General features: G+C 55.5%; 15 protein-coding genes. All 15 read right to left on the bottom strand.

The window, feature by feature from the left end:
• Positions 1–5: 5 nt before the first annotated feature.
• The gene (locus AACY82_RS02865) at positions 6–266 is read right to left on the bottom strand and encodes a DUF1799 domain-containing protein (protein WP_339615248.1); all 261 of its coding nucleotides are present in this window, start codon (positions 264–266) and stop codon (positions 6–8) included.
• 47 nt (positions 267–313) lie between these two features.
• Entirely contained in the window at positions 314–787 is a 474-nt protein-coding gene (locus AACY82_RS02860) for a hypothetical protein (protein WP_339615247.1), read from the bottom strand.
• A 72-nt stretch (positions 788–859) separates the two neighbouring features.
• A complete protein-coding gene (locus tag AACY82_RS02855) occupies positions 860–1,801 on the bottom strand; it encodes a phage tail tube protein (protein WP_339615246.1) in 942 nt (313 codons plus the stop codon).
• 36 nt (positions 1,802–1,837) lie between these two features.
• A complete protein-coding gene (locus tag AACY82_RS02850) occupies positions 1,838–1,990 on the bottom strand; it encodes a hypothetical protein (RefSeq protein WP_339615245.1) in 153 nt (50 codons plus the stop codon).
• 2 nt (positions 1,991–1,992) lie between these two features.
• Positions 1,993–2,433 carry a hypothetical protein gene (locus AACY82_RS02845; RefSeq protein WP_339615244.1) on the bottom strand — a complete coding sequence of 147 codons (441 nt, stop codon included), beginning with the start codon at positions 2,431–2,433 and terminating at the stop codon, positions 1,993–1,995.
• On the bottom strand, positions 2,430–2,948 hold the full coding sequence (locus tag AACY82_RS02840) for a DUF1320 domain-containing protein (RefSeq protein WP_339615243.1): 519 nt from the start codon (positions 2,946–2,948) through the stop codon (positions 2,430–2,432). The genes AACY82_RS02845 and AACY82_RS02840 overlap by 4 nt, the downstream gene beginning before the upstream one ends.
• A 22-nt stretch (positions 2,949–2,970) precedes the next feature.
• A complete protein-coding gene (locus AACY82_RS02835; protein ID WP_339615242.1) occupies positions 2,971–3,453 on the bottom strand; it encodes an HI1506-related protein in 483 nt (160 codons plus the stop codon).
• A gap of 92 nt (positions 3,454–3,545) precedes the next feature.
• The gene (locus AACY82_RS02830) at positions 3,546–4,439 is read right to left on the bottom strand and encodes a Mu-like prophage major head subunit gpT family protein (RefSeq protein ID WP_339615241.1); all 894 of its coding nucleotides are present in this window, start codon (positions 4,437–4,439) and stop codon (positions 3,546–3,548) included.
• 66 nt (positions 4,440–4,505) lie between these two features.
• Positions 4,506–4,916: a hypothetical protein gene (locus tag AACY82_RS02825; RefSeq protein WP_339615240.1), complete on the bottom strand. Its 411-nt coding sequence runs from the start codon at positions 4,914–4,916 to the stop codon at positions 4,506–4,508.
• 96 nt (positions 4,917–5,012) lie between these two features.
• The gene (locus tag AACY82_RS02820; RefSeq protein ID WP_339615239.1) at positions 5,013–6,140 is read right to left on the bottom strand and encodes a phage protease; all 1,128 of its coding nucleotides are present in this window, start codon (positions 6,138–6,140) and stop codon (positions 5,013–5,015) included.
• A gap of 253 nt (positions 6,141–6,393) precedes the next feature.
• Complete coding sequence (locus AACY82_RS02815; protein ID WP_339615238.1) at positions 6,394–6,951, bottom strand: phage virion morphogenesis protein; 558 nt, start codon at positions 6,949–6,951, stop codon at positions 6,394–6,396.
• A gap of 100 nt (positions 6,952–7,051) precedes the next feature.
• Entirely contained in the window at positions 7,052–8,281 is a 1,230-nt protein-coding gene (locus AACY82_RS02810) for a PBECR2 nuclease fold domain-containing protein (protein WP_339615237.1), read from the bottom strand.
• Positions 8,281–9,843, bottom strand: coding sequence for a DUF935 domain-containing protein (locus AACY82_RS02805; protein WP_339615236.1), 1,563 nt, complete (start codon positions 9,841–9,843; stop codon positions 8,281–8,283). Before AACY82_RS02805 ends, AACY82_RS02810 begins: the two co-directional genes overlap by 1 nt.
• Positions 9,837–11,495, bottom strand: a complete 1,659-nt coding sequence (locus tag AACY82_RS02800; protein ID WP_339615235.1) for a hypothetical protein — start codon at positions 11,493–11,495, stop codon at positions 9,837–9,839. Before AACY82_RS02800 ends, AACY82_RS02805 begins: the two co-directional genes overlap by 7 nt.
• Positions 11,495–12,031, bottom strand: a complete 537-nt coding sequence (locus AACY82_RS02795; protein WP_339615234.1) for a DUF3486 family protein — start codon at positions 12,029–12,031, stop codon at positions 11,495–11,497. The genes AACY82_RS02800 and AACY82_RS02795 overlap by 1 nt, the downstream gene beginning before the upstream one ends.

The following is a 12,031-nucleotide window of genomic DNA, read 5'->3' as shown; positions in this document are numbered from 1 at the left end:
CTCGCTCATCGTTTGCTTTGCCATTGTTTTAGCGCGGCCAGCTCCATGCGCTGCAGGCCGTCCCATACCCGGTCTTGCAGCTCAATGGATAAGTCTCGGTAATCGGGAAATATACGAGCCCGGCTTTCTACACCGGGGTAGTTCAACCCTGTTCGGGTGCCGCTCATACCGGCGTACACCCACTGGGTACTGCATTTAAAAAACAGCGCTACCGTTATTTCGTTGGACGGTTGTATCTCTGGCCCGCAGGCATCGCCCTGGCGCACCTTGGCGACAACCTCGGGCGGCGCGCCGGCTGCCTCTAGCGATTCGGCTACGCGGTTAGAGTTTTTGACTTCGCCGCCTGCCCACCAGCGGGCGACGGCTTCGAGTTTTTTCCAATCACGTCTCCCTTACGCGCCTCGGTATAGGTTCTTTGCAGTGCATCGCGCACTTCGCGGCTGCACAGCATCAGCTCTATGTTCTCGGGGGTATTGGTTAGAGGCTTGTCCTCATCATCGGTAAAGGGCAGCTCTTCGCCCTTTACCGGCTCAAAGCCCACAAAAAACTTTTTCACCTGGTCTGCGCCGAGATTAATAGCGGTATAGGTATCACCAGCTTCGCGCAGCGCCTCCAGCTCGGTTAAATGCTCACGCGCTTCAGGCACGCTAAGGCAACGATAGTGGCCAATGAATCGGGCGGTGCCGAATACCGGCTGGTTGTCTTCGTTCAACTCCTCGGTGGGGAACTTCACTTCTACCAATGCTTTAAATTTCTGCTGGGCAAGGGCTTTAATGTTCATTTTCATAGGGCGGTAATCTCTTACTGTGTGCGTAAAGGGGCGGCATCCTTGCCGGTGTTAGGTTTTTGCCGGCGCGGCTTAACGCCAAATCAGTTCAAAGTCGTTATCGCGCTCGGTGGGTACCACATCGGCCACAATTTTTAGGTGACTAATGCCATCAATAATGGTCGGCTCAATGCTGTTAATTTGCAGGTTGGGAATCGCCAGCTCAAAAATGTTGCCCTCGTCGGTCACATCTTCACCCAACTGATACGCTAACGCGCCGTAGGTGCTGAGCTTGCTCCACCAATCAAAATCATCCACCAATGGCTCTTCAAAGGTGATCTCGATTTGCGGTTTACGCTCGGTAATTTGCACGCTCTCATCGTTGGTCACGCTGCGGTACACGACGTTGTTGCCTTGCTTAAACATCAGGCTGCTCATGTTTACGCTTTGGCCAAAAAAGGTCATGGTGGTAATGGATACCGGGTCGGTTACCAGCGGTGTAGTAAAGGCGGTAAAGTCAGCGTTTTGGAACCCAGCCACTTGCTCGGGGGGTACGTACAAACCCATCAAATTATTAAAGGTAATTTTGGGCAGTGCATCGGGGCCTAAGCTCATCTCCATGTTGCAGCGCGCGCCCAGCACGCCGTGCTTGATTTTGCCCCGGTACACAATCAGCGTGCAGCTGTCGTGGTCGGTCGATACCGGCGTGTAGGTCACATCGGTATCGGCGGTTACGGTGGGCAGCAAACCGGCCATTTGCAGCAAGGGTGCAATGGCCGGCGCTACACCGGCCTCGCCACTGCCGGCCAGGTAACCGGTCAAGCTGCCACTAATGCGTTTGTTGCGCTGAATACTGCCTTTACTGCCACCACGGCCGGCGTCGTACTCCAACGCCTCTTGGTCGCCATCGAGCAATGTTAAATCGACCTTTACGCGCATGGCGTTGGCGGCAGCGGTTGGGGTGGCATCTGTGCCGTAGGTGGTTTCTACACCGGCAACACAGACTGTGTCCTGTTCGTAAATTTTCTCGCCCATGTCGTTTCTCCGGGTCAGTGGGGTTTAGGGTTGGTGCTACTTGGCTTTACGGCGTGCCGCGCGGCGCGAGGCTAAATAGCCGTTTTTGCTGTTGTCGGTTTTAACCGGCTTAGCGGGTGTTTTTTTGGGTGCCTGTGTGGGGTTTGGTGCTGCACCCTCAGTGCTGGTAACGTCAGTTTTTTTAGTCACGGTTAGCTCCTGTTAATAAAGAATTTGGTTTTAAATGCATCGGCCCACAAGAGCGTGCCGGCGTCGTAATCCAGCACATCACCCTCTAGCCATAGGCATTCTCTAAACTCACGATTTTGTGGCATCCAGCCCACCAGCGCGGTACGTATGGCACCTATCAGCGGGCGGGCCTCGGCGATCGCTTTGGTACCGCTGACGCTGCCGTAATGCCTAACCGCAACCACCACACCAAAGCCGGCGGTTACCTGGTAGGTGTGGCGCGCTTCATCGTTAGTAGCGCTTTCTCTTGTGGGTACAACAAAGGCACTGGGGCAACGGAAGCTGCCTAAATCTTTAACCGCCGCATAATCGGCCGCGCCGCCCACTTGAAAGTTTTCAATGTGGGCAAGCTCATCGCGCAGGCGCTGCTCGATAACTTCTGTGTTTAGCGGCTCGTTACTCATCTAAAAGCCTTTAGCTCGCGGCGGCTAAACGCTTTGGTGTCGTAGTTAAAACGCACATCCAATTTGTTAGGGCTGGTGGCTACTGGGTCGTTACCGCCCAGGCTAAATTTACCCTCGACAATTTGTTGCAGCAGCTTCATGGCATCGCGGTAGCCGCGCAAAATGGGGTCTGTGCCTTCAGCGCTTAACCGATCTTTGTGCAAGTAGTAGCGGGCAATGTCGCGTGTCCAGCCGGTCACTAACAGGGGCACGGTGGCCAGCGGTACGTTGTAGCCTCGCTTTACCAGGTAACCATCAATAAGCGCCTCGGCTTGCGCTACGGCGGCGGTAATACGGGCCAACGCATCGTCGGCTACCGCGATATCGTCCGCATCAAATTCGGTGCGGTCGGTGTTGCGTAGCGTGGCTTCCATTAGGCTATCGGCCACCACCCGCTGGTGGGTGGCCGTGGCCACTTGGGCCAGCTCTACCGCGCCGGGTAAATCGGCCAGATCGGTGGTGGTGATGTACTGCATGGTCTGCCTCTACGTTAAAGGTTTAAGCGCTAGCGGGAATCGTGCACTCGTCAACAATCAGATTCGCATCGGCTTTTAGCGTGTCGATCTGATCATCGCTCAGCAGCTCTAACGCAACACCGTGCCCCTCGGGCGTAAAGCGCATACCGCAACGTCTAAAGCCGGTGGCTTGGCGCGATTTAATAAACAGCGCAGGGGCTTCGCCTTTTGGCGCGGCTGCCGTTTCAGGCTCTTTTTTCTCCGGCTCTTTTTTCTCCGGCTCTTTTGGCTCTGGCGCTTTAGCGTTATTGCCGTTGGTGGTTTCGGCTGTGGCAGCTGCAGAGCCATCTGCGTCATCGGTAGCGGTTGTTACCGATGCCTCAGCGCCGGTAATAGGCGCGTCGGGTTGCTTCGCCTCAGCTGTAGTGGTTGCGTCAGTTGTCGTGGCTTTTACTTCTTCCGCTTTGGCTGGCGCCGTGGCTTTAGAGGCAGGTGCTTTAGGCGCGGTATTTTTACGTGCGGCCATGGGAGTACTCCTAAATCAAAAAGTGGGGTTAGTTAACGCCGCTGTTTTAAGCGGCGTTAGCAATAGGCAGCTTTGGTTAGTACAACCAAGGCTTACTGCAGCCAAGGCGTGCTAAGTACGTCCACGACATCGCGATTGATGTTGGTGGCACCGTTGGCCGCACGCTCTGCTTTAACGATATCAAGCGCTTTGGCGCGCAGCGATGGCGGTACCACCAGCAACTTAGGGCGAATACCCAATGGGCGGCCGTTGTCACCTTTTAAGCCCTGCATAGCCGCGTAAGCGGCGTTAAAGTTGGCGGGGGTTAGCTCTTGCTTGCTGGCATAAGCCAACTGCCATAGGCCGTAACCCACGTTCAAACGCGCATCTACACCGTACAAATACTCTTTGCGCATAAAGACGTTTTCGTCTTTCTCCTGGTCCATCATCACAAAGTTGTAGGGCTTACGGTTTTGGTAAATCAGCGGCTTAATATGGCGGGTATCGTCTATCAAGTACCACGCGGTACCCGAGCCACCGGCAAAGTTACTTACGCTGGTTTCTTGACCGGCGGCGTTTAGTACGGGGTGGTCGGTATCAAAAAACGGTTGGCCGTCGTAGCACTTGCCGGTAAAGCCGCCGGCTAACAGTGCGTATACCAACTGCGCTGGGTGCTCTTTAGCGTCTTGCCCCAGCTGTGCCATTAGCGGGGTGTAAACACCGTACTGGTCGTCTTCGATGTTGTCGCGCGCTACGCCCACGGTGTTCTCAAACGATTTATTTTTAATGCTGTAGCCGTGTTGCTTTAACGCCTGGATAACGCGATCACCCACCCATTCGCGGAATTGGGTTGTGCTACCCAGCCACGCGTACTCTTCTACGCCAGTGGTGGATTTAACTTCCAGCACCAAGCGGTCGTGGTCAATAACGGCGCCTTCAAACGCTTTGTCAAAAGCGGATTTAAAGGCGGTAAATAACATTTTTAAGTTTTGGCGGTTAACAATCATGGTGTTGCTCCTGGTAAAAAAGGTTTTCGCGCTGGGCGCGGGTTAAGCGGTTTGTGGTTTTTCGGCTTAGGCGCCGATACGCACCCACACACCCGCGTCGTCTACGTCTTCAATCACGCCGGCTGCCGATCGGCTACTAGAGCCATCGGTGGCCGCTACGGTTTCGTCGTCAACGATGTAAGCGGTGCCTTTAATATCTGAGCGGTCAATCTCATCAGCGCCGGCGCTGTTGGCAAAACAAAACACGCCGGTTTCGGTTTCCACGCCAATATCACCGGCAGCGCCACTGCTGTTGTCGGCGCGCTCGGTACAAAGCCCTCGGGCTTTTAAACCGGTGGCGGTGCTACCCGGTGCGGCGTTGCCGCTGGCATCCAGCACTACCAACGCGCCGGTATAAATGGTTGTGGCTGCGGCTACCGGATCGTTAAAGCGATCACCGGCCCGGCGCTTGGTCATACGGTCTTGTGCTAGTGCCATGACGGCATCTCCTCTGCAGTGCTAAAAGTAACGAGTAAAAAATCGAGCCGGTTTGTTCAGGGTGCTCCGGAAACACCTCACGCCCTTGGGGGTTCGTTACACCTTTTTCGCGGCGGCGTAATCTTCTTGGGTAATGCCCATGTTGCTGCACACGGCAATCTCATCGGCGGTTAAGCCGTGCTCGTTGTCGGCAACGGGGGCGGTACCGTTTGTCTGGCTGGCCAGCACATCTTTTAAAGGCTTAGCCGCGCCCAGGTAGCTGTTCAGTGCGGCCACATCTTTTTTGCCCAAGTCGCGCGCCCAGGTCTCTAGCCCTTTGGTTAAACGGCCGTCTTCTAGGGCGCCATCTATTAGCGCATTTACATCGGCGGCATCACGGGCTTGTAGGCTGGCGCTAAGCGCGGTCACTTGCGTTTGCAGTGAGGTAAGCGCGGCAACGGGTGCGTACTTGGTTGGGTCTGGGTTATCGGTGGTGCCCGCATCGGCTTTGGTTTTAAGCGCGGTACAGGCGGCTACCAGTGTTTGCTCGTCGGTGGCTTCATCCACACCCAGCGCGCCGCACACGGCTTTAAGTGGGTTGTGGTTTTCGGCTTGGTCAAAGTGCGCACTTAGCGCCACTACGGCCTCGGCATCGGTGTTTGCTTGCAAGCCAAATTTTGCGAGCAGTTTCTTTAAATGTTCGTTCACGCTGTCGTCCTCCAGGGTCGCCCCAAAACAAGCGGCAGCGCGTAGGCTCATCGCCTCCATGCCGTCAATTGCCGGGGTGTTCGTAAATGCGCCCATTTCAATCGCTAATACATCGCCGGTCTTAGCGTCAAAACGAAACACGGGTGAAAAAAATAAGTACTCACGGTTGGCAATGGCTTGCCGTGCGCTGTCGGTTAGCTCTACCTCGGCAAACAAGCCGGCGCCTTCGCGCCACTCCAAAGCACGAAACCATGCCGCCGCTGGTGCGGGTTGGCCGTTCTCTTCTTTGCGTAGGGTTTGGTGTTCGTAATCAATGACTAACGGAGTGGCGCGTTGGTTAAAGCGCGCAATAACGTGCTGGGCGCTGGCTTGGTCAATACGCCAAGCGGGTACGGCCATTGGCCGGCCGTCTCGGGGCTTAAACTCGCCGGCGGGGCACACTTGAATAGTGGTGAGTTTTTCGGCATTAGCAGGCAGCATAAAACTGCACGCCGATAGCGCTATGCCTACTCCTACTGAAAGTGCTTTTTTCTTCATTCGCCTAACTCACTGATCGCCCGGTTAAGGTTTGTTGTCGATTCAGTGCTCAGGTTATGCGCGATGGTGCTGAGGGTCAGTTGAAGCGCTTCAACACTTTTTGCGGTGGGTGGGTAGCGGTCTGTGCAATGGGCGTGTGAGCTGTGGGGTTTGCAGCGGCGTGAACCCCTCCATAAACGTTTATAAACGTGGGCGGGGGTAAAACTCGGGTGAATAGACCAGTGCGGGGTGTAAGCGGCTTAAATCGCCGCTTTTACTGCATGGTATTTTTTAAGAAGCGTTGCGCTAATTTTATAATGTGTTTGTCGTCTTTCTCGTTGGTGCCCAAAAATTCCCGGCTGGGTATTTTAATCTCGTAGCTGCCCACGTTAACGCTTTGGGCAAAGTTGCTTTTGCTTTTTTTCACAAAGCGGTTACCCACGCTGCCATCGCGGTTTTGTTTAAAGTACACATCGCGCTTACTGGCCTTGCGCTTGATGGTGCCGCCTAATTGCTGAATAGCGGCGTACACACGATCGCTACCAAACTCCAGGCCCTCGTCATCGTGCTGGCCGCGCAAGGTTCCGCTCAAATACCCATTCAGTACCAGTATGCGGTTACTGTTTCGGCGTTTGCGCTTTTTGTAGGCGGGCGATAGCGGCGCCCAAGGGACACCGCTGGGTGAGGTTTGCGTTTTAAACCGGGCACGGGTGCTGCGTAACAGGTATTCGTTAATTTGCCCAAACAGCGGCGCGGGGTGTTCAAGGCCGTCTATTAATCCGCGCAGCTTGGGCGCTACGTCGCTGGTTATCTCTACCTTTACGCCTGCCATGATAGTACCTATACTGGTTGTACGTTCCGTCGCATGTGCTGCCTCCGGCTGTTAAGGCCACCAGGTGTGCGGGGTGCCCACGGTAGCCGGGCCGTGGGGTTCACTTTCTTTGGTATAGCCTTACACCTACCCGCATATCGTTTATATCCGCCTCTGACTTAAACACCGTTACGCCCGTCCAGCCATCAGGCCCAAGCTCGTACACAGCTAACACGGGCACTTGCTCACCGGGCAAGGTAAAGCGGGCAATGTAGCGCCGGCGCACAACGGTTTTTTTAAGTGCCTCGTGGTATTCCATTCTTACCCAAATTTCATCCGGGTCAATAACGCCCGCCGCCAGCACACGCATGTATTGGCCTCGGCCGTTTTTATCGGCTTTAAGTGCGCCGTTACGTTTGGTGCGAAACAAGTCTGCGCCAATCACCAAACGCTCACCCAGCACATCTTTAAAAATGGCCGGCTCTGTGAGCGTTGCCCCAAAGGGCTCTAAAAAGTTACGTGCGTAAAAATCCTCGCCGCCGTCTTTGGGTAAACGCATAGCGTCCGGCAAAGCTCGCGGTGTTTGCAGCGCATCGCTCGGGCGGGCATTGGGTAAGCCACGGCCACCGGTCGAGCCGGCAATCGGCGGTGTTGGTTTCTCGGGTGGTATTTGGCTTTGTAAGCGACTGCGCCCCGGTGCGTGCTCAAAGCCGGGGTCTATGCCCTCGGGCACTTGCACGGTGCGCGGGCCGTTGGGGCTGCGTTTACCGATAACGTGGGTCACCATATTTACCTCCGGTGCCTGGTCAACGGTAATGCCCTCGTCGGTTAAATCGTCTTCTGTTAAGCCCTCTACGTAGCACTGGCAGCCCCACGCGTTTATCGGGAAGTGCGTTGTCCACCAAGGGTCGTCACGGCGCAGTACCATGCCATCCCACGCCTGGTGTTGCGGGCGCGGGGTTTCTACTGCATCGCTGTGGCGGTAGCGCCAGTATTCAAACTGTTGCAGCTGCTCGTAACGTCCGGCGCTGTAGCTGCTAAATAAGTTTGTCTCGTATATCACGCGGGTGCGCCAGTTGCGGCCGCCGTTATAGTCCCACCCATGGCGCGCCACGATATCGTCAAAGTCTGTACGAAACTGCTCAAGCGTTCCGCCATCGGCAATGGCTTTTTCTACGGCGGTACGAAAGTCGCCCAGCAATGCATCGCGGTTGGCACCGGCCACCATAAACGCGTAGTCGTGGTGGCGGCCGTAAATGTCGGTCCAGCCGCGGGTAGGTATGTTTAGCTTGCGCTTAAAAAATTCTATTTGCTCGCTAAAGGGTACCGAGCCGTAAGTGGCCGCTGGCATTACGTGCGCTCCTCGCTTACGTCATTCATGCCGGCAAGCTCGGCGGCCAGTGTGGCTTCGGTTAAGGCATTGGCGTAATCGTCCAAGCTCATGTTGGGGTACAGCGTTAGCAGCTTATCGCGCAGCTCGTCCAGGCTGTCTACTTCATCCATCAGCTCGCGCACTTGGTTTATCCAGGCATTACTGGCCGGCTCGCTGTTGTTGCGCGCTTGCGCTTGCATTTGCTCGGGCGCTGGGGCCGGTACGTTTAACTGGGCGCTGGCGGCGGCTTGTTGCTCTTGCCGGTTTTGTTGTACGGCCTGCTTAGCGATCGGGGCGAGCAGCTCGGCACCGTCTTCTGGCTCGGGTATGCCCACGCGCTCTTGTGCCCATTGGCGGTCGATACGCATCCCCATGTTTAACAGCTTGGGCGCCGCGTTAGCAAAGGCGACCATGTCTTCGGGCTCGTTGGTGTCAAACACCAAGCGCGGGCAGCGGCGCCAGTTATCAACTAAACCATTGAGCACAGCAATGGGGTAAATTAAATCGCGGCTTAGGGTTTTCGCTATTTGTTTGGCATCACCATCGCGCAGTTCTTTGCGTACATCATCGTGCACGGTGCCCAAAGCATTCGTGCTGGTTTTGCCATCGGCCTGGCTGGTAAGCGTGCCGCCCAAAATGGCTTTACTCTGGGCCTTGTCGCACCAGCTCATCATTAGCTCAAAGGCTTTAGGGTCACCTTGGGCCGCGTTCTCAAATTCGATCTCCATGCCCAACGGGATAATGCCCGCCGCGTTGTGGCCAATTTGTGCCAGCGCGCGCATCAGGGTGATCTTTTCGGATTCAGTCGCGCCGCTGGGGTATTTACCCAGGCGCAAGGGTATGCCGTAAATCTCTAAAAACTCGGCAAGGTCGCCCACGCTGTAGTTTTTAAACAGGTACGGCCACGTGAGCACGCGGAACAATGCCGAGCGCTCAAGCCAGCCGCTTTTGGCTTTGTGGGTGTGCACGATCCAGCCAAAGGGTTTTAGTGGTTCGCCATTACCCGCGCCGCGCAGGTGGATGCTTTGCTCAAAACCGCGCACGAGCTGAAACCATGTTTGCGGGCGGTGTTGCACGTTAATAGGCAACCAGTCGCCATCTACCCGGTGCCAGCCGCCGTACTCTTGGCAAGCAAAGCCTTTACCGATAGCGTCGGTGGTATCAAAAATAATGTCTTCGATATCCTCCAGCCCATCTAAAATCTCACGCACGGCCATGGCGGCATCGCGCTCTTTGGCGGTGGCGTTGCGCGGTGGGTCGATGCGCCAATCTAGGCCCGATACCGCGCGCCGGCGCTTGCCCATTTCGCTCATGATGTGGGCGTCTTTTTCTTCCATGTCTTCAAACAGTTCGTACTGGGCGATAATGTCGCCTTGCTCGGCGGCTATTAAAATTTGGCCCAGCTTGCTGGGAGTAAGCCCACGGGATGGGTGATCTTGAAACTCTCTATGCAGCGCCACCGCGTGCGCGGTTTGCGCGGTTTTAATGTCGTTAAGAGGTATCGGGTTACCGTCTACGTCTACTATGCGGCTATCTACCATGCGCTTTGCTCCGGTATTAAAAAGTCGTCGTTATCAGGATCGTCTGCGTTATCAAAGCCTCGGCTGTGCTTGGGCACGGCCCGCCAATCTATCTCGCCGCTTTGCATCCAGCTCGCGCGGATGGCCATAGCCAAGGCCACGGCAAAGTCACCGTGGCGGCGGCCCTTGCCTTTGCCGGTTTCGGTATCTTTGGTGCGGCCCTTATCAATCAACGGTATGCCGTTAACTACCTTGATGTGCAGCAAGTCATCTAAGATGTTCTGGTGGCGAGGCACCTCTACGTTAAAGTCTTCAAACTCGCCTTTAAGTTTGGGCATCCACTCGGCGTACCACGCCTGGCTAAGTTGCACCTGGTCAATCATGCCTGTGCCAAACTCTAATGCTGCTTGCTCGGCCAAGTAGCCGCCGTTGGCGGTGGCATCAAACGCGGCGCCGCCAAAGCGCGGCAGCCGCTTGATGATGAACTTCATTACTTGTTCTTGTTGTTGGTAAGTCAGGTTGCGCAGCTCTACGACAAACGGTGTGCGCTTGCGTAAGTTGGGTTTAATGGCCAAAGGGGCAAACACGGTTAAATCGCCGCTCCGGGCAAAGTCTTCACCAAACACGTGGCGGTCGTTTTTATTCAGCGCGTTAAGCTCGGGTAGCAGGTTATCCAGGCACCACTTACTGATCTCGTCTTCGCGCTGCTGGCTTGTCCAGCTTTCAAAATCCGCTGGGGCCTCATAGCGGTAAATGGGTACGCTGTGGTCGGCCACCATTGCAGCCTCAACCAGCACGCGCGAGAGGTAGTTGCCGCCGCTCTTTTTGGGTACGCAGCCGTACTCTTCATCGGCGCTTTCTTGGTTGGGGGCGTTTTTGTACAGGTCGCTGCGCCACTTGGCCTCAGCCTCAGGTGACCATGTTTGGCCGGTAACGTAGCAGATGCGTTTATACAGCCCCTGTGCGATCGCATCGTCCAAAGTGATGCGGTGAATGCTGTAATCTTTGCGGCCCTCGCGGGAGTCTTGTATGTAGGTGTTAAAGGCGTTGTCTACGCCGTTGTGGGTGCTAATCAGCCGTACTTTGTTGCCCCACATAGTGAGAGCGAGCGCGGCCTTTAGCAGCTCTTCTAGGCTTTCGTGGAACGCCGCCTCATCGATCACGACGTCGCCCTGCAAACCACGCAGGTTGCTGGGGCGTGAGCTTAGCGCCTGAATCTTAAAACCGCTCTTAGGGAAGCGGATCATGTAGGCGAGAATTTCTTCTTTTTTGCCGGTGTCCCAAAAGGTTTGCTCGTAAACATCCGCCTCGGCCAGCTCATTAAACGCTTTAGCAAACAAGGCACAGGCGGCGATGTATTCCAGCGCCATCTCTTGCTTGCTGCCCACGTAAAACGTATTGCAGCCGCCACGCTTGCGGGGCTTAGCGCCGTTAATCACGTTGCGGCCAGCTTCGGCCCAGGTTAAACCGGTACGGCGGGATTTCTCGGCCAGCATGATCTGGCTTTCATCCTCAAACCACTTTTGTTGGTACCGCAAAAACACGGCATCGCCGCCCGGTACCGCATCGGCGATATCCTCGGGCACGACTACGCCGTACAGCTCCATCTCCTCGGCTAAGTTGATTTTGCGCGGGGTATTTGTGGGCGTTAAATTGCCTTGCTTATCGCTCATTATGCTTTGCCTAGCAGTACGTTACGAATGCGGTTTTCAAGCTGCTCGCTCATGCCATCGGTGCCGCGTAGTTCTTCCAGCCGCTCCTCTTGCTCGGTGAGCTGCTGCAGGCGAGCCTCTTCAGCAATGGCTTTGCGTTGCTCGATGCTGAATTTCTTTTGCGTCACGCTGGCGCGGCCTAGCTCGGCTACGGCTTTGGCAATTTTGGGTAAGTCGAATTTGCCTTCATCGCTCATTAGCAGCTTAAACAGATGCTCTTGTACCAGCCGCATTAGTGCCTCGTTAACGGCGCCTTCTTCATCGGGGGCGGCATCGACGACGGCGCGGGCTTGCTCGCTGGCCATTTTGAGTGCCGACAAACGCACCTCAAAGTCTTGGCCGTAGCGGTTAAGCGCGCTTTTGCTAATGTCAAAGCCACGGGCTGATAGCTCATCGGATAACGCCTCGTAGCCTGAGAAGTTATTCTCGGCCAAGGCGCTATCCAGCCAGCTTTTTACCTCTGTGGGTAGCTGCATCACTTTGCTGCGCGGGGGCAT

The sequence above is a fragment of the uncultured Gilvimarinus sp. genome, from assembly GCF_963972205.1.
Taxonomy (GTDB): Bacteria; Pseudomonadota; Gammaproteobacteria; order Pseudomonadales; family Cellvibrionaceae; genus Gilvimarinus; species Gilvimarinus japonicus.
Note: the sequence above shows the minus strand (reverse complement) of the source record. Positions and strands in the feature narration are given on the sequence as shown.

Coding starts and splice junctions, on each gene's coding strand:
- AACY82_RS02815 (WP_339615238.1), bottom strand. CDS start 6,951: ATGGCAGGCGTAAAGGTAGAGATAACCAGCGACGTAGCGCCCAAGCTG.
- AACY82_RS02795 (WP_339615234.1), bottom strand. CDS start 12,031: ATGCCCCCGCGCAGCAAAGTGATGCAGCTACCCACAGAGGTAAAAAGC.
- AACY82_RS02830 (WP_339615241.1), bottom strand. CDS start 4,439: ATGATTGTTAACCGCCAAAACTTAAAAATGTTATTTACCGCCTTTAAA.
- AACY82_RS02810 (WP_339615237.1), bottom strand. CDS start 8,281: ATGCCAGCGGCCACTTACGGCTCGGTACCCTTTAGCGAGCAAATAGAA.
- AACY82_RS02835 (WP_339615242.1), bottom strand. CDS start 3,453: ATGGCCGCACGTAAAAATACCGCGCCTAAAGCACCTGCCTCTAAAGCC.
- AACY82_RS02845 (WP_339615244.1), bottom strand. CDS start 2,433: ATGAGTAACGAGCCGCTAAACACAGAAGTTATCGAGCAGCGCCTGCGC.
- AACY82_RS02805 (WP_339615236.1), bottom strand. CDS start 9,843: ATGGTAGATAGCCGCATAGTAGACGTAGACGGTAACCCGATACCTCTT.
- AACY82_RS02820 (WP_339615239.1), bottom strand. CDS start 6,140: ATGAAGAAAAAAGCACTTTCAGTAGGAGTAGGCATAGCGCTATCGGCG.
- AACY82_RS02855 (WP_339615246.1), bottom strand. CDS start 1,801: ATGGGCGAGAAAATTTACGAACAGGACACAGTCTGTGTTGCCGGTGTA.
- AACY82_RS02825 (WP_339615240.1), bottom strand. CDS start 4,916: ATGGCACTAGCACAAGACCGTATGACCAAGCGCCGGGCCGGTGATCGC.
- AACY82_RS02860 (WP_339615247.1), bottom strand. CDS start 787: ATGAAAATGAACATTAAAGCCCTTGCCCAGCAGAAATTTAAAGCATTG.
- AACY82_RS02800 (WP_339615235.1), bottom strand. CDS start 11,495: ATGAGCGATAAGCAAGGCAATTTAACGCCCACAAATACCCCGCGCAAA.
- AACY82_RS02840 (WP_339615243.1), bottom strand. CDS start 2,948: ATGCAGTACATCACCACCACCGATCTGGCCGATTTACCCGGCGCGGTA.